The organism is Aeromonas sp. 603079, assembly GCF_049172135.1.
Taxonomy (GTDB): Bacteria; Pseudomonadota; Gammaproteobacteria; order Enterobacterales; family Aeromonadaceae; genus Aeromonas; species Aeromonas veronii.
Genome location: NZ_JAAKPX010000004.1, coordinates 194,645 through 216,122 on the forward strand (window position 1 = coordinate 194,645; position 21,478 = coordinate 216,122).

General features: G+C 53.0%; 13 protein-coding genes, 5 tRNA genes and 1 pseudogene. 10 read left to right on the top strand and 9 right to left on the bottom strand.

Going from position 1 to position 21,478, the window contains the following annotated elements; translation table 11 throughout:
- Positions 1-155 precede the first annotated feature (155 nt).
- On the bottom strand, positions 156-860 hold the full coding sequence (locus tag G5287_RS04240) for a ZirU family protein (protein WP_421230900.1): 705 nt from the start codon (positions 858-860) through the stop codon (positions 156-158).
- A gap of 68 nt (positions 861-928) precedes the next feature.
- Positions 929-3,736, bottom strand: coding sequence for an inverse autotransporter beta domain-containing protein (locus G5287_RS04245; RefSeq protein WP_421230901.1), 2,808 nt, complete (start codon positions 3,734-3,736; stop codon positions 929-931).
- Positions 3,737-4,552: 816 nt separating this feature from the next.
- Here G5287_RS04245 and G5287_RS04250 point away from each other — a divergent pair.
- The 3 genes from G5287_RS04250 to G5287_RS04260 all read left to right on the top strand — a co-directional run bounded on the left by G5287_RS04250 (position 4,553) and on the right by G5287_RS04260 (position 9,713).
- Positions 4,553-6,679 (top strand): alpha-galactosidase, encoded by a 2,127-nt coding sequence (locus G5287_RS04250; RefSeq protein WP_421230902.1) that lies wholly within the window; start codon positions 4,553-4,555, stop codon positions 6,677-6,679.
- 208 nt (positions 6,680-6,887) lie between these two features.
- Complete coding sequence (melB, locus tag G5287_RS04255; protein WP_227342782.1) at positions 6,888-8,231, top strand: melibiose:sodium transporter MelB; 1,344 nt, start codon at positions 6,888-6,890, stop codon at positions 8,229-8,231.
- 174 nt (positions 8,232-8,405) lie between these two features.
- On the top strand, positions 8,406-9,713 hold the full coding sequence (locus tag G5287_RS04260) for a carbohydrate porin (RefSeq protein ID WP_227342780.1): 1,308 nt from the start codon (positions 8,406-8,408) through the stop codon (positions 9,711-9,713).
- A gap of 579 nt (positions 9,714-10,292) precedes the next feature.
- On the opposite strand, the gene G5287_RS04265 is transcribed toward G5287_RS04260, so the two are convergent.
- The 3 genes from G5287_RS04265 to G5287_RS04275 all read right to left on the bottom strand — a co-directional run bounded on the left by G5287_RS04265 (position 10,293) and on the right by G5287_RS04275 (position 15,829).
- On the bottom strand, positions 10,293-13,355 hold the full coding sequence (locus G5287_RS04265) for a beta-galactosidase (protein WP_421230903.1): 3,063 nt from the start codon (positions 13,353-13,355) through the stop codon (positions 10,293-10,295).
- A gap of 54 nt (positions 13,356-13,409) precedes the next feature.
- Complete coding sequence (locus tag G5287_RS04270; RefSeq protein ID WP_421230904.1) at positions 13,410-14,690, bottom strand: MFS transporter; 1,281 nt, start codon at positions 14,688-14,690, stop codon at positions 13,410-13,412.
- A gap of 521 nt (positions 14,691-15,211) precedes the next feature.
- Complete coding sequence (locus G5287_RS04275; RefSeq protein WP_139478531.1) at positions 15,212-15,829, bottom strand: riboflavin synthase subunit alpha; 618 nt, start codon at positions 15,827-15,829, stop codon at positions 15,212-15,214.
- 132 nt (positions 15,830-15,961) lie between these two features.
- Between G5287_RS04275 and G5287_RS04280 the strand changes: the two genes are divergently transcribed.
- The 7 genes from G5287_RS04280 (at position 15,962) to G5287_RS04310 (ending at position 18,333) form a co-directional block, all read left to right on the top strand.
- On the top strand, positions 15,962-16,168 hold the full coding sequence (locus tag G5287_RS04280) for a YaeP family protein (protein WP_421230905.1): 207 nt from the start codon (positions 15,962-15,964) through the stop codon (positions 16,166-16,168).
- Between the two features lie 148 nt (positions 16,169-16,316).
- Positions 16,317-17,696, top strand: a complete 1,380-nt coding sequence (locus G5287_RS04285; RefSeq protein ID WP_421230906.1) for an MATE family efflux transporter — start codon at positions 16,317-16,319, stop codon at positions 17,694-17,696.
- Positions 17,697-17,855: 159 nt separating this feature from the next.
- Positions 17,856-17,932, top strand: a tRNA-Val gene (locus tag G5287_RS04290).
- Between the two features lie 13 nt (positions 17,933-17,945).
- Positions 17,946-18,022: transfer RNA gene (locus G5287_RS04295), tRNA-Val, on the top strand.
- A 17-nt stretch (positions 18,023-18,039) separates the two neighbouring features.
- Positions 18,040-18,116 (top strand) — tRNA-Val (locus G5287_RS04300).
- Between the two features lie 25 nt (positions 18,117-18,141).
- Positions 18,142-18,218, top strand: a tRNA-Val gene (locus tag G5287_RS04305).
- A gap of 38 nt (positions 18,219-18,256) precedes the next feature.
- Positions 18,257-18,333: transfer RNA gene (locus G5287_RS04310), tRNA-Val, on the top strand.
- A 169-nt stretch (positions 18,334-18,502) separates the two neighbouring features.
- Here the strand turns inward: G5287_RS04310 and G5287_RS04315 are convergent.
- From G5287_RS04315 to G5287_RS04330, 4 genes and pseudogenes are all read right to left on the bottom strand, one after another.
- Entirely contained in the window at positions 18,503-20,338 is a 1,836-nt protein-coding gene (locus tag G5287_RS04315) for a sigma 54-interacting transcriptional regulator (RefSeq protein WP_227096458.1), read from the bottom strand.
- A gap of 283 nt (positions 20,339-20,621) precedes the next feature.
- The gene (locus G5287_RS04320) at positions 20,622-20,930 is read right to left on the bottom strand and encodes a hypothetical protein (protein WP_421230907.1); all 309 of its coding nucleotides are present in this window, start codon (positions 20,928-20,930) and stop codon (positions 20,622-20,624) included.
- A 129-nt stretch (positions 20,931-21,059) separates the two neighbouring features.
- Positions 21,060-21,284 (bottom strand): hypothetical protein, encoded by a 225-nt coding sequence (locus G5287_RS04325; protein ID WP_021229456.1) that lies wholly within the window; start codon positions 21,282-21,284, stop codon positions 21,060-21,062.
- A pseudogene (locus G5287_RS04330) lies at positions 21,281-21,478 on the bottom strand (hypothetical protein); the annotation flags it as partial. The gene G5287_RS04325 and the pseudogene G5287_RS04330, both read right to left, overlap by 4 nt.

Consider the following 21,478-nt stretch of genomic DNA (forward strand, 5'->3'; position numbering starts at 1 on the left):
GGGCGCCCGCGGGCGCCCTGTATTACTGATTGATGTGCCCACCTCACCTTCCCTGGCAAGGCAGGACAACCCGTTATCCATCCGATAACCATCAACCTCTTGCTGCGGGCGATGGTCCGAATATCATGCCCATCCAGCCGGGGCTGGTGATGGCTTTACTTCTTGGTGACATCAACCCGCAGCTTGCGCTTCTGATCATCCTTGCTTGGGGTGTAGGTTTCACTGACAGCCCCAGGAATGTTGATGTAGTTGCCACCTGCACCATCCTCAATTTGCCATGTGTAGTTGTAATCACTCGCAACCCCAACCCCACCGGCACTGGTAGTGACCTTGGCCCTGAGTTCGGTCGAGACAATCGGATTGCCACCAAGCGCAGCGTCAGTGGCCGCAATGACGATCTCGACGGCATCCACCTCATTGGGATCAACCACATCAACAGAACCATCGCCATCAGGAGAGCCCCCCGCCGCCGCAACTTCATTCCCCTGATAAGGGTCTGTCGTGGTTGCATCGGTTTGCGGAATCACTCCTGCTGTGATTTGGGTACCAAGATCTGCCAAAGTCAGGGAATAACTATCACCGGTTACCCCCATATCAATGCCATCGCGATACCACTTGTACTCACTCGGTGCTTGAACATCCATATCCGGATCATCAAAACCTTGTTCTTCAATTTTGAGGCTGTCACCTACATCCACTCGACCGTTGTTGTTGACATCGACATAGTTGAATGACACTCCAGTCAACGTTGGGGGTCGCCCCTTCACAGTATCGGTTGGAGCCGATGTCAGCGCGCTGGCGCCACTGGCTACCCCCCACATTACCATTGCGATCGATACCGCGATTTTTTGCTTTCTCATCACTTGCTCTCTTCCTTTTGGCTACAAAAAATGACTTACATGGCGTCGATAAACGCCACTCCGGATGCTCACAGCGCCGCAACAATGACGCGCACCCGTTTCTTCTGATCCTCTCGCACGGGTAAATAGGTCACACTGGTCGCCCCAGCGATATCCACAAAACGTCCAGTACCGACCCCCTCCTCGACCTGCCACTGCCAGGTCAGTCCTGCACGGCACGCGCTCGAGCCGCAGTCAGGCACGGCCGTCAGTACAGAGCCCACCTGAGGGAAGCCGTTAACCAGCCCGGTAATCGTCACTCCCATCAAGCTCGTGAGGTAATTCACACTGCTAGCCGGCCCCGTGTTGCCGCTCTTGTCGGTAGCCGTGGCGGTAATGGTGCCACTCCCCTGCACCGTCGGAGCTTCCAGGGTGTAGTTGCCATCCACGTCCGCGGTCGTGGTGCTGGTCGTGCCATCCGGCCAGGTAATGGTCACCGTGCTCTCCGGCTCTGCCTTGCCACTGACCTCCGGCTTGTTGTCGCTGTTGCGATCTGTCGCAGCCAACGTCGGGGCCCCCGGCGCCGTTGAGTCGGTGTAGTTCACGCTGGTAGCCGGCCCCGTATTGCCGCGCTTGTCGGTAGCCGTGGCGGTAATGGTGCCACTCCCCTGCACCGTCGGGGCTTCCAGGCTGTAGTTGCCATCCTCATCTGCAGTTGTGGTGCTGGTCGTGCCATCCGGCCAGGTAATGGTCACCGTACATTCCGGTTCCGCTTTACCAGTGGCCTCTGGCTTGTCGTCACCATTGCTGTCGGTCACTGTCAACGTCGGGGCCCCCGGCACAGTTGCATCATCAATAAACTCAAACTCCATGCTGTCACGCGCCACATGCCCACTCGGGAAGGTGACCTCTACATCCAGACGATACCGAGTGCCGGGGTTGGGTTGCCCAGGCGCAACCAGCTCACGCCCCGTCAGTACCTGTGCAGGCCCCTGAAATGTCAGGCGATAGCGGTACTGGTAACCATCGCGGTCCGCTTCTACATCCCCCTCAATACTCTCAATCGGGATCCCATTTCGCGCTTTGGCAGGCTTCTGACGGGGGTCAACCACCCCCCAGTCAACGTGGTAGTGAGCACCGGGGCGAAGTTGAACAAAGTGTTCTGCCAACTGAATAGCGGGTTGCAGCCCAGAGTCTTCCGAGACGACAACAACCCCTTCCGCGATGGCTTCATGGCCATCAATGTCGGTGACGATGGCAACGATCGGATATTGATTGGATTGGCCAATGCGATAGATGGGCAAGACCGGAAGTGTAAGGGAACGTTTGTCCTGCCCAACCGTATCGACAGGGCCAAGTCCACTGAGCCCCAGGATCTCGCCAAACCACTGGATGGAGGCTATCTGGCGGGAATGCTGAATGTTGAGCGTCAAGGTCAGGGCTTGCCCCTCTCCCGCAGAATACTGGTCGTTGAGAGAGGCCTTGAGGAGTACCTTGTCGCGATACTCGAGCACCATGTCATTGTTACGCTCAACCAGATCGTGGCGCATACCTGCCAGCGACTTGTCGACACGGGACGGATTCAGCATGTCCGAGAGCGTGGCCCCCAGCTTCCACTCCAGCCCCAGCGTAAAACGGGTGTCATGTTGCCTGCCGCTCGCTTCAACTTGCTCGACATCCATCTTGAGTAACGGGAAGGGGTTATAGTGCAGACCGGCAGTGATGGCATGCGGATCGCGCTCAAGCTGATCTGCGCCCAGCAAGTCAACCCGCTCCCCCAAATACTGCTCGGCAGTGAGCGATGCGCTCCATTGCGGATAGGCCGGCAGATAGGCCTCAAGACGCACATCCATACCGCGTGCTGCGCGCTCTTCCATACCCTCAAACCGTGGGGAGTCACGCCAACTGCTCAGTGGTGTATAAAAGTTGGCACCCAACTTGAGATAGTCACGCCACACCTCAGTCCCGACTCCCGCACGCCAGTGCCGGTTGGTCAGGTCATAATCAGCAAACAGGTTGTAGCCCAGCATCCAGCGGTCTAGGAAATGACGCTGGCCCACCCCCAGGTTGGCAATGGTGCGCGCCTGCCCATTTCGGCGTAGACCAAACTGGGTAAACAGCAGGGTCTGCTGCTCTTCCGCAAGCGGCAACAAGAGATCCGCCTCGGCAGTGACCATATTGAAATCGTCATCCAGTGTCACCCGGGTTCTGGCTGTGCCCATCGTCCCCAGCAAGGATGCTGCATAGGCATTGGCCTCCTCTTCAAAATGGGTGACCAGTTGCTGACGCCAATACTGCTTCTCTTGTTCTGACCCATGATGCGGTGCAGTCGCATCCTGTGTAACGCTCTGCGCGGAAGGCGGTAGATGCCGCAGACTTCGTTTAAACCCCTTAACCAATTCACTGTGGTTTTCCTGATCTGCCGGCATCTCTGACTCGGCAGGTGAAAACAGCTGCCCCAAGCGGGCAGCCTGCTCGGCAACCTTCTGCTCGACATCCACAGGGGTTGGCGTAGGCGCCGTCAAATGCAGTGGATTGGCGCCTGACAGCGCAGGTAAAACGGACGCACGCGGTAAATTGATAGTGTCACCTACCGGCAAATGAGGGGCGTTTAGCGCCAGGTTGCCATTTAATGCCAACAGTTGGTGAGGTGTTGTGCCAAACTGGCGTGAGACAGAACCAAGCGTATCTCCCTTTGCGATCTGATAGCGGATAAGTTCAGGTTGCTTGGCTGCGGGCATGGAGAGTTGCCCAGCCGCATAAGCCACAGGAAATAATGCCTGCTGTCCTAAAAAGAGATAAGTCCAGACGCTTTGATGGACTTTACTTGGTGTGAAACTCATAAATAGACCCTTGAGTATATCTTTAGCGGCAGGACTATATATGAGGGGCTGCATTTGAGATCTATATATTAAATTTTAAAGTCACAATAAATAAATAATAAATGTAATTAATTTAAATAACCCACCTTGGTATCAGCTTGATACATATAGCATTTCTCTTTATATCAGCCATAAACACAAACAAAACAGACCTCATTGAGCCCTATTGCATCAGGCATGCTCATTTAACTGGAATTCAGAAAACGTGACAAGCATCACAATTAAATCTATTTATAATACAGCTTGAGTTCAGGTTTGCTGCGATGTCAGTCCATGAGCACCCCTGTTCCCCTAATACATTTTAAAGTTCAAAAAACATCCACCAACAAAGAATCTTAATTTTTATCAGCATCCTACTTCACCTTGGTATATTTCTGTGTCACCACCGCTCGAACATTGATCCACTCTGGCAAACGTTTCCGATTAAACAGTACATCAGCTGTGATTTACTCGCGGAACAGAAACTTCATAAGCAAAGCACGAGTAATTTTCGTGCCTCCTATGAAAAGAGAGTGCATCGCCATAAATAGAAACGAGGTCGACACCTCTTCATATTAAAATAATAAATTAATGTTATGCCAATTGGTTATTTTCTTTCTTCATTTACGACATCAGTGCTAAAAAAAACAGTACCACTCCTCCATAAAATTCAATTAAGGCTAAAAAAAAGCCATTTTTGTGAGTCAGGTAGCGCTATTGATTTTTTTTAGTCACACCAGTGGAATCGTTTACACTACTGTTGCGCCAACCACATTAATTAATCGGCATTTTATTGTTCTGTCTGCCGTCAGCATTAATTACTCCCCTCTTTCAGAGGCCAAAGGTAGAGAAATGGAAAAGATCTGCAAGATAAGTGGTCGACGCACGGAAATGCTCGTTAACCTGACGCAAGGAGCTGAAATTATCTATTGGGGCAACAAGTTAACATTGACGCCCCCGGAGCGCTGCCTATCCCTTGATCGGCCAGTGCCTTTTGGCCGACTGGATTGCGATGTCCCGTTAACTTTGTTTCCGGACTCCGGTTCGGGCGTCTTTAGCTCCCCTGCATTGGAAGGGCATAGAAATGGTCAGGATTGGTCTCCGGTCTTCACTATTCAGTCTGTCGAGCACGACGAACATTCCCTACGCCTTGTCAGTCATGATCCTGTCGCTCGCCTGTGTCTCTTGACTGAACTCACCATAGATCCTCTTTCTGACATTGTCGCCGTGCGCCATACCCTGAACAATGAAAGCGAGGAGCCCTTCACGGTAAACAGGCTCGCGACAACATTGCCATTACCCATGCGCGCCATTGAGTGTTTGTCATTCTACGGGCGTTGGGTTAATGAGTTCCAACAGCATCGACATATCCTGATGCACGGTGGATTCCAGCAAGAGAACCGCCGTGGTCGTACGTCTCACGAACATTACCCGGCGCTCATCATCGGCACCAAAGGATTTGATGAACAGCACGGAGAAGTATGGGGAGCTCATCTGGCCTGGAGCGGTAATCATCGAATGCGAGTTGATGTAAAGGCTGATGGTCGTCGTTTCTTGCAGGCCGAAGCACTCTACTACCCGGGGGAAATTTGCCTGCAAAAAGATGAACGCATCACGACCCCCTGGCTCTATGCAACCTATTGTGCTGATGGCCTGAATGGCATGAGCCATCAATTTCACCAGTTTGTGCGTGAGCACATCCTGACCTTTCCGCAGCGACGCAACTATCAGACATGCCGACCGGTACATCTCAACACATGGGAAGGTATCTACTTTGAGCATGATCCAGACTACATCATGTGTATGGCCACTGAGGCAGCCAAGATGGGTGTGGAGCGCTTCATCATTGATGATGGCTGGTTCAAGGGCCGCTGCAATGATAGGGCGGCACTGGGTGACTGGTACCTGGATAAGCAGAAATATCCTGATGGTTTGCAGCCGGTTATCGAACATGTCAAAGCCATGGGCATGGAATTTGGCATCTGGGTTGAACCAGAAATGATCAGCAAAGATTCTGATCTATATCGCCAACACCCCGACTGGCTGATGGAACTCGATGGCTATGAGCAACCAACAGGTCGCAACCAATATCTGATCGACCTGCAGAATCCTGATGCCTTTGCCTACTTGTTGGAACGTCTTGATGACCTGCTGAGCCGCTATGATATTGCCTATCTCAAGTGGGACATGAACCGTGAAATGGTCCAGCCTGCTCACCACGGACAAGCTTGCCAAACACGCCAGGTACAAAATGTCTATCGACTGATGGACGAGCTTAAAACAAGGCATCCACATATCGAGATTGAATCATGTGCTGCCGGTGGTGGCCGTATCGATTATGAGATCCTAAAGCGAGTGCAACGTTTCTGGCCATCTGATAACAATGACGCACTCAAACGTCAGGAGATCCAGAGCGGGTTTAGCTATTTTTTCCCGCCTGAAGTGATGGGCTCTCATATTGGCGCTCGACATTGCCATGCCACTCGCAGAGTATCCGACATCGACTTCCGCGGGATCACAGCCTTGTTTGGACATATGGGAATAGAGCTCGATCCGGTCAAAGAGTCGGACGAAGAGAAAGCTGGCTTTGCAAAATACATCGCATTGCATAAGCAGTATAGAAACCTGCTTCATAGCGGAATCACCTACCGTATTGAAAGCGACGATCAACAAGCTCAAAAAATCCATGCCGTCATAACTCCTGATGCCAAGCATGCATTAGTGATGGTTGCACAGCTAGATATGCCTACATATGCCCACAGCGGCACTTTACGGATACCGGGATTAATCGCGCAAACACAATATCGCGTCAACGTCATCGCGCATCCGAATAACTTTCATAATGGCCTGGTTAACAAGCAACCCGTCTGGAGCCTTGCTGGTATCGTATCAAGCGGCGAATGGCTGCGCCAAGTAGGTCTGGCAATGCCAATTCTTGATCCAACTACGGCCATCTTGATCGATATATCAGCGTTATAAATTGACAGTTTAATTATCTCGATTCACAAATAATCAGAGCGAAACGGCCATTGAATTATGGCCGTCCTCGATGTCATCGACATGATTAAAAACCGGCCAAGATAACCCTTTGGGTTTTCATTATATTTAGACTAAATCTTCATTATTTCACGTTATTGTATTAATCAAGAAAAATCACACATGACACTCACAATAAGGATGAAACTTTATGAGTATAAGCAATGTCGCCAAACTTTCCTATGGTATAGGAGCCCTTGGTAAAGATTTGGCATGTTCGATAATTTACATTTATTTAATGTATTACTATACCGATGTCGTTGGCCTTGAAGCTGCATTCGTAGGCACTTTATTTTTAGTCGCCAGAATTTGGGATACGTTCAACGACCCCATCATGGGTATGATTGTTGATAATACTCGCAGTCGCTATGGTAAGTTCAGACCATGGATCGTTATTGGTACCCTGATAAATTCAGTCGTGATGGTAGCTGTTTTCTTCACCCATGAGTTTGAAGGAACCGCACTATACATTTATACAGCTATCAGTTATATCCTCTGGGGAATGACATATACAATCATGGATATTCCCTACTGGTCGTTCATTCCCGCGCTAACCAGCAATAAGAAAGAGCGAGAGCAGATTGTGGTGATCCCTCGCCTGTTTGCAAGCTTTGCCTGGTTTGTTATGGGAGCCTTTGGCATGAAAGCTATCGATATTTTGGGTGATGGCGATAGTGGTGCCGGCTTCGCCAAGGTATCGATGATTATTGCGCTAATATTCATTTTGAGTGCTTTGCTGACCGTATGGAAAGTAAAAGAAGATAGCGCTATTGCGACCAAGGTGTCTGAGAAGATCAACTTTAAAGATGTAAAAGCGATTATCTTCCAAAATGATCAACTAAAGGCTTTGATAGGTATTGTGTTGTGCTTTAACTTGGCAATGCAGTTAGCCGGTAGTTTTGCTATCTACTACTTCACTTATGCGATGGGCGATAAAGATATGTTCGCCGTCTTCATGGGATTTGCGGGCTCTGCCGAGATCATCGGACTGGTGTTATTCCCACTGATCGTCAGCAAACTATCTCGCCCCATGATTTGGCGCCTTGCTTGTGTTTTCCCACTGATGAGTTATGTCATCTTGCTGCTTACCGGTCATTTTATGCCAGAGAATACACTACTGATCGGAATGGCAGGAGCCGCAATGAAGTTGGGCTCAGGCTTTGCCTTGGCGATGTCAACTCTTATGCTGGCAGATGTGGTTGATTACGGTGAATACAAGATGGGCATGCGCAGTGAAAGTGTCGTCTTCTCGGTGCAAACCATGCTGGTGAAAGCTGCCAGTGCATTTGCCGGCTTCCTGACTGGTATTGGGCTAACAATAGTTGGCTATGTCCCAAATACTTTGCAAAGCGAAGGCACTGTGCTGGGAATGCAGGTCTTGATGTTAGGCATTCCGAGTCTGCTAATTTTTCTGAGCTATCTGATTTATAAATCAAGTTATAAGCTCAATGGTAAATTTCACGATGAGATACTGGCCGCACTGGGTCGAGTTTGAATATAGAGAAAAACAAGTTGCAAGAAATAAGTGAGTTCGTCATTTAGGTTCTCACTGATAGTCGCATCATTTTCACATTAATAGCTCTAGGTTACCTGGTGAAATAGGTCGTGCCTTTTATTCTCTTAACGATGCAAAGAAAATCCATTTAATATTGACAAATAAGGAAAATACATGAAACTAAAAAAATCAAACTGCTTCAGTCTGCTTTTATTAGCGATGCTGCCTTTGTCTTCTCAGGCTGCATTTGAAAATTTCACAACTATGGGATATGCCAAGTGGGGCAATATAAACACGAATAACGATGAACGTAATGGGGGTAAAGGAGAACTGGATGCTGTACTACGAGCCCAGGAGGGGTATGGCAACTATCGTCTTGGTAATGAGATGAACTGGTGGGAGTTGGGTTTCAAGGCTGACTTGTGGCGGCAAGAGGAGGCTTACTTCGATTTCACATATTATATTGGCAGTGGCGACAAGTGGAGCGATGTCGGTACATTACAGGTCTGGTCTTCTGCTCATAATATATTGCCAAGTTTGCCTGGCGCGGTAGTCTGGGCCGGGGAGCGCTTCTATCAGCGCCATGAAGTTCACATGATCGATGTCAAGTATTGGGATGTCTCTAACAAGGGCTTTGGTATTGAAAATATTGACGTTAGCGGCACCAAGCTTCATCTCGCCTATTTCACCCCGGAGAGCAGTTATAATGCCCTTGGTGAAAATGGGGCCTACCATGACGAGATCCGTTCGTTACACCACTTTGATGTTCGACTATCCGATATAAATATAAGCAGTGGTGCACATATAACGCTCGGTTTGAACTATGTATTCGCCCAGAATGATCATTTCGAACAGTTTGATAACAAAGGTTATCCAAATCAGGAGATCACGGATAGCGGTGCAATGCTGAGCATGCTATACCAGCAGAAGTGGGTTCTAGGTAGTAATACGTTCGCTATGCAGTATGGTATCGATGGATTGGCTGGCGGTTTGATGAGTGCCGAGGGTGCATCAGCAGTAAAATATGCGATTGGAGTCGACCATGATGGCAGTAGTTTCCGCGTTATAAACCATGGCGATCTCATTTTTAATGACAAGTGGAGTGCTCTTTATTCAATAGCTTATCAAAGCCTAGAGCTTGATAATGAGTACGGCAGTGACTGGTTCAGTGCTGGTATGCGTCCGCAATATAGTTGGAATGACTTTACAGCAACGGCTCTTGAAATTGGTTACGAGCGCGTCAAGGCTCAAAATGGTTCAGGTGTGAACAACTTCTCCAAGGTAACGTTGGCACAAATGTTCCAAGCTGGCCGCTCTGTCTGGGCTCGACCAACCCTGCGTTTATTTGCTACCTATGCCGAACTGGATAATGAGTGGAGTCGTCAAGGTGATGTGTATGGCAAACCTGTTAAGTTGACTGGCGATAAAGCCGGTAGTCAAAACGAAGCGACTTTCGGCTTTAATATCGAAGTATGGTGGTAAATATATTGACTAAAAAATGTCGCCATACTAAATACCAGTATTAAATTATCTATGCACAATGCCAGTCAGTTATATATGACTGGCATTGTTATTAGTTGGCTGCATGTGACACGATATATACCTGAGTCGTGTTTACAATGATTCATTACTAAAACTCTGTGCCTCTAGGCTATATCTCATATTGATGTTATTGATAGGCATGGTTGCACGATAGTGACAGTTCTATATAAATATCTTTAATAAAGAGTATGATAAATATTTCTCTGTGATGAAGCCAGCAATGTTTTTTGGTAACCTCCGATAAAAATATAGCAAAACCGTTCTGATGAGGTTAAGTAATCAACACTTCCCTAAGGGAAACATCATGGCTCACTTTTTACAAACTTGATTTTTATGAGATAGCTTCTACACCAGAAAATAACGAGTTTGTTATCTCCATCAGATGAGATATCCAGCTTGGTGAACTCGAATCTTCTCCATGAATCTAACCTGGTGTAGAAAGTATGTTTATAACACGCCATAAAATAGAAGCGCCGGATGATACCCGGCGCTTCATCATGATGGTCTGGCAGGCTTCACTTAATAAAGGGTGCAGCCCCAACGGTAACGACGCTCGAGCAGTTGATACTCGGGACGCACGCTTTGGCTCCAGGAGTCATCCCCACCCACCCCCATGTGGGCGCCATCGAGACAGACCCACAGCCCCTCTTCAACCACCAGATCGCTCTGGTGACGGGCGGCGGCCAACTGCTGCTGACTGAAGCGGCTGGCACTGAAATGGAAGCTGCCGTTCACCGTCGTGCTGCCCAGCTGCAACTGGCGGGTATCACAGCGCAAGCCGTTGTCACTCGGGAAAATGTAAGGGGTGTGCATGGCCTCCAGCGGCAGGCTCCAGCGCCCCAGATCGGCGCCCAGCAGGCGATCCGGATAGTTCTCGTGAGGGCCGCGTCCCAACCATTCGGCTCGCGCCGGGACCTCGGCCAGATGAAGCAGCAGGCCAATCCGCGGCAGCGACGGCAGCACCTGTGCCAGCTCGGTCTCTATCTCCAGGCTCATGGCGCCATCGTCGGTAAAGTGATGATGCCAGTGACTCACCAGCAGCAGCTCATCGCGGTGGAAGTAGCCATGGCTGACCCGGATATCCCCTCCGGCGACCGCGATCCCCAGACAGCGGTGCTGCCACTGACCGAGGCCACAGCCCTGCCAGCGAGCAATCCAGGAGTTGGGGTCGGCGTGATCCGCTTCGCTGGTACCGATGTCGTTGTCGAGCGGCGCGCGGTAGAAGTGATCCATGATCGGCGCCAGCAACTGCTCCTGCCCCGATTTTTGCCAACTGGTGATGCGGCCGCTCTGCTTGTCGAGCCACCACTGGCTGTTTGCGGCAGTGACCAACCAGCCATCCGGCTGCTCGCTCAGGGTGGCGGCAGCGGCGGGAGCAGGCAGGGCAAGGGGGGTCGGCAGAGTGAACTGCTGACGGGCGACTTTGTGATCCGCCTGCGACCAGAGGGTGTCCTGTGGCTGAACGATGGCCAGATCGAGCCAGGCCAGTGAGCCTGCCGCAAAGGGAGGCAGCGTCCCGCTCAGGGTCAACTCGACCACTCCCTGTGGCGCCAGCTCAAGGGAGATCTCCCCCTGCTGCTGCACATGACCGTTCTCGCACAGCTGCCAGCGAAGCCGCTCGTTGTCGGTTTCCCGAAACAGGTATTCGCTCTCGATCCGTACCCGCAGCGGGGTGTGCTCGAGCAGGGTGAAGCGGAACGGCTGCTGGGCACGTTTTGCCTCGAACAGGGTGGGATGGGGGGTGCGATCCGGGAACAGCAGGCCGTTGCAGCAGAACTGGCGATCATTTTGCACATCACCAAAGTTGCCGCCATAGCCCCAGTAGTGGCGACCATCGGCGGTGTATTTGTCGAGCCCCTGATCGACCCAATCCCAGACAAACCCACCTTGCAGGCGTGGATGATCGCGAAACGCCTGCCAGTAGTGGGCGTAACCCCCCAGACTGTTGCCCATGGCGTGGGCATATTCGCAGAGGATCAACGGCCGGGTCTCTTCCGGCAGGCCGATCCACTTGGCCAGCGCCCACTTGGGCACCGCCGGGAAGGGCTGATCCTGATGGGTTCTGGCATACATGGGGCAGATGATGTCGGTGGCCGGGGTATCGGCCCCGCCCCCCTCGTACTGCACCGGACGGCTCGGATCGCTGCGCTTGATCCAGCCATACATGACATCGTGGGCCGGGCCGTAACCCGACTCGTTGCCCAGCGACCAGATGATGATGGAGGGGTGGTTGAAATCCCGCGCCACCATGCGGGTCGCCCGCTCCAGAAAGGCGTTGCTCCAGGCGGGATCCCGCGCCAGCCGCCCCATCGGAGTCATGCCGTGGGTCTCCAGATTCGCCTCGTCCACCACATAGAGACCGAGCCGATCGCAGAGGCGATAGAAGTCGGGGTGGTTGGGATAGTGGGAGCAGCGCACCGCATTGAAGTTGTGGCGCTTCATCAGCAGCAGATCCCGCTCCATGGTGGCGCGATCGATGGCATAGCCTTTGGCGGGGTGATGCTCGTGACGGTTGGCACCGCGCACAAGCAGCGGCTGACCGTTGACCCGCAGCAGGCCGCCACGGATCTCCACCACCCGAAAGCCCACATCGCACGCTTCGCTCTCGATGGCCTGACCCTGCTCATCAAGCAGGGTCAGGGTCAGGCGATAGAGATGGGGCGTCTCGGCGCTCCACTTGCGCGGCGCTGCCACGTCGAGCCACAGCTCGGCGTGATCGTCGTATGCTCCTTTTTCATCAATGACTTGGGTGCCGATCGGCTGGCGCAGGGTCGCAACCCGCTCGCCACCGTCATAAAGATTGGCCTCCACCGACAGACCGGCCCCATTGACCACCTGCAGTGCAATCTTGAGACGACCATCCCGATAGCAGGCGTCCAGCTCGGGGGCCACCCGCATATCCATCAGATGGCGGGACGGTTTGTGCAGCAGGCTGACGGAGCGGAAGATCCCCGACAGCCACCACATATCCTGATCTTCCAGATAGGAGCCGTCGGACCAGCGCAGTACCAGCACCGCCAACCGGTTGCGACCGGTGTGCAGATAAGGAGTCAGATCGAACTCGGCGGGCAGGCGGCTGTCCTGGGAGTAACCGACCCAGCGGCCGTTGCAAAAGAGGTGGAAGGCGCTGCTCACCCCGTCGAAGATGATCCGGCTCTGGCCGCTTGCCAGCCAGTCGGCGGGCAGTTCGAACTCGCGGGAGTAGCAGCCAGTAGGATTCTCTGCTGGCACTCGCGGTGGATCGCAAGGAAAGGGGTACTTGATATTGGTGTAGATGGGGTCATCGGTGAGCGGCCGCGTAGCCGGATAGGCGGCATCCAGCTGCCAGTTACCCGGCACTGTAATGGGGCAAGCATCCGCCAGATCCTGCGCCAGCCAGCTCTCGGGCACCCGCTCGGGGGCGGCAAAGAAGGAGAAGCGCCACTCGCCATCGAGCAAGAGACGGGAGGAAGAGGCCAGATCACCCCTGGCATCCGCTTCGCTGCGCCAGCTGAACATGGGGGTATGGGTGGGTAAACGATTAACACTGGTCACAGCCTGTGTTTGCCAATCGGCACGACAAATGATTTGGTGTAACGCCATACTGTTATTCATCTTTTATAACCTTTTTCAAATCTCTGATTACAAAATGGTCGGTTAGTAACTAGCGGCTTTTTTTAAAACCATCGTTCTACCCTTTAACAGCCCAAGTGGTCCCATTCCCGAGAGGGTAAAGACAGAAATAAAGGTGAAAGTTGCGGCAATAATGCCCAATACCAAGTAGGTTTCACGAAAGCCCATCACCTCATACATAGATCCAGCCCACACAGACATAAACATGGTTGCTAGCTGCTTGAAGAACTGATAGCCAATCAACCAGATAGTCGCACTAAAGCGAACATCAAATTCACTAGTGATGTACTTGAATGTACCGACCAACAGGAATGGAACTTCCAACATATGTAGAGTTTTCAGCAAAATGACATGGCTAACTGTCTCGGCGAATGAGGAGCCGATGATTCGAATAGACATGATGGTCCCAGCGATTAGCAGGGCATTTTTTCCGCCAATTCGATTCACAATCAGTGGGGCAAAAAACATGATGCTGGCGTTCAGTAACTCCCCCATCGTAGTGACATAACCAAAGTAACGAGTACCTTCTTCTTTTGTATCAAAGAATGCGGTAAAAAAATTCGCGAATTGCTGATCAAATACGTCATAGGTACATGCCACCCCGACGACATAGAGGGTGAAGAACCAGAATTTTGGTTGTTTTAACAATCCCATTGCCAGTTTTACGCTAAACCCTTTCTGATTGGCGCCAATACTATCTAGCACTTCACTGGTGCTACCACGACCAGGGTTGATAAAATAGAATAAAACCGCCATTACAACAGCAAAAGCAGACCCCATCCAGAACACGAACTCATTGTTGATGGTAAACATGATCCCTACAATAGAGGCACAAAGGGCCCAGCCTATTGCGCCAAACATCCTTGCTCGGCCAAACTCGAACTGACTGGAGCGACTCATCTTCTCAACATAAGCCTCTATGGCTGGAGCCCCGCCTGCAAATACAAAACCGATGTACATGCCCCCTACGATAGAACCGAGATAGATGTTCAATTTCAGCAATGGTGCCAATACATAAAGAAAGAAGGGCGCGAAGAATACCAGTAGTCCAATGATTATCCAGAGCAAATGCTTTTTCAGCCCTAACTTGTCAGAAATCAGCCCAAATACTGGCTGAAATAGAAGTGCAAATAAAGAAATAGTGCCGAAGACAATTCCAGTTTCAGCCTTGCTGATATCATTGACATCATGCAGCCAAATCGGGAAAAATGGAAAATAAGCTCCCATTATAAAAAAGTAAAGAAAAAATATGGCACCGAACATTACCATATTCCTATTCAATCCAAACAATCTTTCTATACTCATCAAATATCCATCCATTGTCCATAATAAACCATTGACTTGAGAGAATGTCCTCAGACTGCCCTCGCCTCATGACAAGATTACGAACTAATTACGATGCATATTGTGACGTAACACACACCGATGTAAACGATTACACCAGCACCATATGGAAGTATATAAAAAAGAGACCCCACTAGCACAATCAAATAATAAATTTCTGATTATAAAAATAATAAAATATGGAAAATTAAAGCAGCTTCATTAATAGAATCGAAATTATGTAGATGGAGGTTATAGAGATAGCGACCTGATCTCATCAGGTCATTAAGCAGACCATGGTGATAACTGCTCCCCCTACGATGGTGGCCAAGATGATTAGACCACTACAAACCCGTTGGTGATGGGGGGGCAGGGACGCTCCCATGATGCAGACTTGATAGAGGGTAGTGGTGATCAGATCACCGAGTCCTCAGTTAGTTTCATTCAAGCTGCATCAATTTGGGCAACAATGCTCCCTTTAAACATATAACTGGACAGTGCCTTCAGTTACCCGCGCGCGCCGCCAGTACCCGCTCCACCGTATCGACGATGGCCTGGGTCTGGGGATCGATCTCGATATTGGTCTGCCAGCCAGCCTTGACCCAACCCAGGTTGGTGCGGGCCAGGGTCTCGGGGATCAGGTGGACGCAAAACTCCCGCTCGCGCACCTCACCTATGGTCAGACTGATGCCGTCGATGCCGATATACCCCTTGGTCAGCACATATTTCATCAGCTCGGGAGCAAGGCGATACCACACCTGACGGTTGTTGGGTGTATCGATCACCGAGGTAACCTCTGCCATGCCGATGATATGGCCAGACATGGCATGACCGCCGATCTCGTCGCCAAAGCGGGCAGCCCGCTCCACGTTGACCTTGTCCCCCACCTGCAGCTTGCCGAGGTTGGTGAGACGCAGGGTCTCCTGCATCAGATCGAAGCTGACCAGCTCACCCTCTACCCGGGTAACGGTCAAGCAGCAGCCGTTGTGGGCGACCGAGGCGCCGAGGACCAGCCCTTCCCCCCACGCCGGGCTTGGCATGCGGATAACATGGGTACGGAAGTTGGGTTGCTCCTCGATGGCCACCAGTTCGGCGGTCCCCTGCACTATGCCAGTGAACATCTCTCGTCTCCTGCTACGGCAAAAAGGGCAGGTTAACCTCGGGCAGAGGGTGAGACAAGGGTACAGGCTGACAAGCTTGCGTCCGATCGCTATAGTGACGCCGTTCACATCCGGGTAAACAAGGAAAAAGAAATGCAGGTATATCAATGTTGTGAAGCGATCCGTATCGCCTATAACCAGATTGGCTCCGGTGAGCAGGGCTATGTGCCAAACGCCATCGCCGCCACCATCCGCGCCCTCAACGCGGTCGCCGTCGATGAGCGGGTACCCGCCGAGCTGCGCGAGCAGGCTGCCTATGCCGCTGCCAACCTGCTGATCAGCGATCACCAAGACGCCTGATCGACCACATTCAAAGCCAAACGTTTCACCCTGTATCGTTTTCAGGCTAGAATGCCTCCCCCACCCTTTGCACTTTCGTCCGAAAGTGCAAAGGCTCTTCCCGATTTCCGCTCTTTTTTACTCTTATCTGATCCACTCGGAGGTGTCAGTGCAACGTTATTGGTCCGAGGCGAAGCAGCTCGTCCGTCTAGCCAGCCCCATTCTGGTCGCCCAGGTGGCCCAGGTCGCCATGAACTTCGTCGATACCGTGATGGCGGGTCAGGTGAGTGCGGTCGATCTGGCTGCCGTGTCGGTGGCGTCCAGCTTCTGGCTACCGGTGATCCTGCTGGTGCAGGGGATCATCATGGCGCTCACCCCCATCGTCTCCCAGCTCAATGGCGCCCGTAAACGGGAGGCAATCCGTCCGGCCGTTCATCAGGGCTTCTGGCTGGCACTGATCGTCACCCCGCTGGCGATGATCGCCCTCTATTACAGCCCGCTGGCGTTGCAGTTTATGGATGTGGAATCGGTGATGGCTGCCAAGACCACTGGTTATCTGCACGCCATCCTGTGGGGCCTGCCTGCCTTCGTGATGTTCCAGGTGCTGCGCAACTTCAGTGAGGGGCTCTCCCACACCATGCCTACCATGGTGATCGGCTTTGTCGGGCTGGCGGTCAATATTCCCGCCAACTACATCTTCATTCACGGCCACTTCGGCATGCCGAAACTGGGCGGTGTGGGTTGTGGCGTGGCTACTGCCATCGTGCTGTGGGCCATGCTGCTGGCGATGATCCTCTATGTGAAGCTCTCCCGTCACTTCACCGAGATCCGGCTTTTCTCCCAGCTGGCTCGCCCCAACGGCAGCCGGACCTGGCGACTGTTTCGCTTGGGCTTCCCCATCGCCATGGCGATCTTCTGCGAAGTGACCCTGTTTACCGTGGTAGCCCTGATGCTGGCTCCTTTCGGTGCCGAGACGGTGGCGAGCCACCAGATTGCGCTCAACTTCTCCAGCCTGGTCTTTATGCTACCCCTCTCCATCGGGGTGGGTGTCACCATCCGGGTTGGCCACAGCATAGGTGAAGGGCAGCCCCATCACGCTCGGGTAGCGGCTCGCACCGGCTTGATGCTGGGGATGGCCATTGCCGCGGCCACTGCCGCCATGACGGTGCTACTGCGCGAGCAGATCGCCTCGATCTATACCGATGATCAGCAGGTGATCGTCCTGGCGGCCATTTTGCTGTTCTTCGCCGCCATTTATCAAATCTCCGACTCGGTGCAGGTGGTCGCGGCCGCCGCACTACGCGGTTACAAGGATACCCAGGCGATTTTCTACGTCACCATCGTCGCCTACTGGGGACTGGGGCTGCCCACCGGCATGATCCTGGGTCTGACCGACTGGCTGGTGCCGCGGATGGGGCCGCAGGGCTTCTGGATCGGCTTTATCGTCGGCCTCACCAGTGCGGCCCTGATGCTGGGGGCGAGATTGCGCTACATCTATGGCCGTTTTGCCACTCCGGAAGCCTGCACTACCCTGTCGCGATCTCAGTAACAGGGCTTGGCGAGCGACAACTCGCCTGCAAAATCAACAGGCTGCGCAAGAACTGGGCAAACAGTCTCCTTTGTGCATATGGCCTGTTGACAGCCTTGGGGGGCATGGGTAGTATGCCGACCACGTCAGCAGCGCTGGCGTAGTGAAGTAAGAGAAAGTGGGTTTATAGCTCAGTTGGTTAGAGCACTACCTTGACATGGTAGGGGTCGTTGGTTCGAATCCAATTAAACCCACCACTTTTTCTGTGATGCGTCCTTAGCTCAGCTGGTTAGAGCACCACCTTGACATGGTGGGGGTCGGTGGTTCGAATCCACTAGGACGCACCATCACAGATTGCTGTTATGCGTCCTTAGCTCAGCTGGTTAGAGCATCACCTTGACATGGTGGGGGTCGGTGGTTCGAATCCACTAGGACGCACCATTCAGTTTGAAAGAAATGCAGATGTGGGTTTATAGCTCAGTTGGTTAGAGCACTACCTTGACATGGTAGGGGTCGTTGGTTCGAATCCAATTAAACCCACCACTTCTGCATAAAGAAATAAAAGTCGCATTGCGCACCCTGCGTCCTTAGCTCAGCTGGTTAGAGCATCACCTTGACATGGTGGGGGTCGGTGGTTCGAATCCACTAGGACGCACCAGATTAAAAAAGCCCGCTAATCGAGCGGGCTTTTTGCATTCTGCCATGCCGCCACTCCCCTGCCCCGCCACTCCGTTCAGCACAATTCGGCAATGGCGCAGAACCTTGTTCCCATAAAAAACCCGTGTCGTCTGATAAACGACACGGGCCGGATAGATGTCGCCAGCGCCTCAGCTCTGCACGGCAATCTCGTACTTCTTTATCTTGCGATAGAGGGTAGCAATCCCAATCCCCAGCGCCTGTGCGGCCAGTTTCTTGTTGCCGAGCCGCTGCAGGGTCTCTTCTATCATCTGTTTCTCCATGCTCTCAAGGCCGCTCTCACCAGGGACGGGTTCAGGCAGTTTCTCCGGCGTGGCGGCGAGCGGCGCTGTGGCAGGCACATTGAACGCCGCATCCAGATTGGTCACCGGGATCGACTGGGCGGAGACGTGATGGGGCTCCTGATTGCGGATGATGTTGGGGGGCAGCAGGCTGGCGTCAATCACCTCGCCCGCCTGGCTGACGTTGACCAGATATTCGATGAGGTTGCTGAGCTCGCGCACGTTGCCCGGCCAGCGATACCCCTTGAGCAGCGCCATCACCTCGGGTGCCAGACCGGGATAGACGATGCCGATGCGGCTGGTGTGCAGGTTGAGGAAGTAGTGGGTCAGCAGCTCCACGTCCCCTTCCCGCTCCCGCAGTGGCGGCAGGTTGAGGGGGATGACGTTGATGCGGTAGTAGAGATCCTCGCGAAACTTCCCTTCGGCGATGTATTGATCGAGATGCTGGTGAGTGGCGGCGATGATGCGGATATCCACCGGCACCGGTCGGCTGGCACCGATGGGGGTCACCTCCCGCAGCTCCAGCACTCGCAGCAGCTTGGCCTGCATGGTGAGCGGCATGTCGCCAATCTCGTCGAGGAACAGGGTGCCCTGATGGGCCGCCTGAATAAGGCCCTGCTTGCCGCCGCTGGAGGCGCCAGTAAAGGAGCCCTTCACATAGCCAAACAGCTCGCTCTCCAGCAGTTGTTCGGGAATGGCGGCACAGTTGATGGCAATAAAAGGCTTGTCCTGACGCGGACTGAGGCGATGGACGGCGCGGGCCACCACTTCTTTACCGGTGCCGCTCTCGCCACAAATCAGCACGCTGGAGGGACTCTGGGCGATGCGGTGCAGCAGTCGTTTGAGGGTGCGCATCGGCTTGCTCTCGCCGATCAGCTGATCGATCCGCACATCCGGATCCGGCTCCTGAACCTGACCGGAGTGGGACTGGTGAAACGCCATCAGAAAGAGCTGCTGGCCCTGCACATGATGTAGCTGGCCGATGATCAGCTCCTGACGACCTTCAAAAGTGATGATGTGCTGAAGATGACCACTCAGCCCCTGCTGGGAGAAGGTGAGCGGGCGGATCCCCACTTCGCGCCCCTGCAGCTGTTCCTGCTGGCAACCCAGATGATGGAGTGCCGCCTCGTTGGCGTAGAGCAGTTGACTCTTGTCATCGAGCAGCAGGCAACCCTGATCCATATTGGTCATCAGATTGAGGAACACCTTGTTGACCCCGTCCGACAGCCCGCGTGAATCGAGCAACTTGGCCACAAAGATAGTGGAGATGTGGCGCACATAGTCGCACACATCCTGCAGATTGTTGTTGAGGCGCGCCTGCTGCTCGTCGCTGAAGGCCACCAGACTGATCACCCCTATGCAGCGCTCGTCCACCATGATGGGCACCCCGAGGAAGGCGCGCTCACGGCAGCTCTCCTTGCAGGTACAGCCGTCACACACGGGATCATCGCTGGTGTGGGTAACGATCTTCTCCCGCTGATTATCAATCACATAGCGCAGCAGGCGGGAATCCCCCTCCAGCTGACGTCCGAAGAACTTGCCATAGGGCCCGGTACCAGCCACCCGAACCATATCGGCATCCACAATCTCGACCTCAAGCTGCAGCACACTCGCGAGCATCTTGGCAAAGCGCAAGATGGTCGGCTGGATCTGCATCAACAGACACTGGTTGCTCACGGATCTCATCCATCATTCCTTTTTGTTCTTGTTATCCTCCCCCTAAAGGGAGTCATGCTGGCCAGATACTAAGGGATATCAGGGGGAACTACTTCGGGGGGGATCACGAAAAGGGAAAATGATCCGTATCCTCCGTGACTTCAGAGGCACAGATAAAATTCAATAAAAACATAAAGATGAAAACACATGCAGCAAGATAAACCACTCGGAACAGCCAAGCCTGCTGATCTGCGGAATCCATCGACAAATCATGCTGAAGGTGGGGAAAACAGCCACTGAAATGGCATTTGGCTCACGCGCCACGTACCTGTTTCAAGACTTGACACTCATGGTCGAAATCCGCTTTATCTTGCGGCTGAATGTAACTTTGCCAGCGGGCAAACAGCTCGGCCGTCGGATATCGATGCAGACGAATACCGGTGCGATAGAGTTTGGGAAAGAGCGGGTCTGGCTGGGATCTCACGACCAGACCGCGCAGCTTCTCGCCAGAGGGAATGGCAATCACCAACTCATCCCCCTCTTTCAGCCGTATGGCCCCCAGAATACCGATGCCGCCGATGGCTATGTCGCGCACTACCACATAGGGTACCGGATTGAGCAACTCCAGAAATGTAGCCCGCCGCCGAAAATGAAAAAGAGTTACGGGGAAAATGAAAAGCTACAGGCCCAGTAGTTTATCAAACTTGGTGGCACCGGAATCGCCCAGTTTGATAAGCAGGTTAAACCGGCATTAAACCTCTATTTCATAGGTCGGTAAATCCGGCGCCTCTCCTGCCAGCTCCCCTCCCCTGTAAAACGCCTTCTTGCCGATGGCTACCCCGGTGCCCCGTACTGTGACTGTTCCACCCGCCAACGCGCTGAGAGTCGTGGTCGTGGTACCTACTGCGGTCACGGTACCAACCAGCAAGGGATCTGCGCCGGGTACCAACTCAAGGAATCGCTTAAACAGGTTCATACAAATCGCTCCACACTGAGTTGCTGGCGCACCGTCATGGCCCTGTTCTGCAACGCAGCAGAGACCCTGACGCCCCGGTTGTAACCCTTCCAACCGTCCACGGCGAGCAACGCCCCCGGCAGGATCAAGCCGGTATCAGCTGACAACGGCAGTTCAATGGTCTGGGTACGTTTGGGCATGGTCTTGGCCAGCCC

What these genes read in the sequence shown, in the direction of transcription:
- G5287_RS04240 (WP_421230900.1), bottom strand. Translation starts at nt 860, where the DNA reads ATGAGAAAGCAAAAAATCGCGGTATCGATCGCAATGGTAATGTGGGGG.
- G5287_RS04245 (WP_421230901.1), bottom strand. Translation starts at nt 3,736, where the DNA reads ATGCAGCCCCTCATATATAGTCCTGCCGCTAAAGATATACTCAAGGGT.
- G5287_RS04250 (WP_421230902.1), top strand. Translation starts at nt 4,553, where the DNA reads ATGGAAAAGATCTGCAAGATAAGTGGTCGACGCACGGAAATGCTCGTT.
- melB (WP_227342782.1), top strand. Translation starts at nt 6,888, where the DNA reads ATGAGTATAAGCAATGTCGCCAAACTTTCCTATGGTATAGGAGCCCTT.
- G5287_RS04260 (WP_227342780.1), top strand. Translation starts at nt 8,406, where the DNA reads ATGAAACTAAAAAAATCAAACTGCTTCAGTCTGCTTTTATTAGCGATG.
- G5287_RS04265 (WP_421230903.1), bottom strand. Translation starts at nt 13,355, where the DNA reads ATGGCGTTACACCAAATCATTTGTCGTGCCGATTGGCAAACACAGGCT.
- G5287_RS04270 (WP_421230904.1), bottom strand. Translation starts at nt 14,690, where the DNA reads ATGAGTATAGAAAGATTGTTTGGATTGAATAGGAATATGGTAATGTTC.
- G5287_RS04275 (WP_139478531.1), bottom strand. Translation starts at nt 15,829, where the DNA reads ATGTTCACTGGCATAGTGCAGGGGACCGCCGAACTGGTGGCCATCGAG.
- G5287_RS04280 (WP_421230905.1), top strand. Translation starts at nt 15,962, where the DNA reads ATGCAGGTATATCAATGTTGTGAAGCGATCCGTATCGCCTATAACCAG.
- G5287_RS04315 (WP_227096458.1), bottom strand. Translation starts at nt 20,338, where the DNA reads ATGAGATCCGTGAGCAACCAGTGTCTGTTGATGCAGATCCAGCCGACC.
- G5287_RS04325 (WP_021229456.1), bottom strand. Translation starts at nt 21,284, where the DNA reads ATGAACCTGTTTAAGCGATTCCTTGAGTTGGTACCCGGCGCAGATCCC.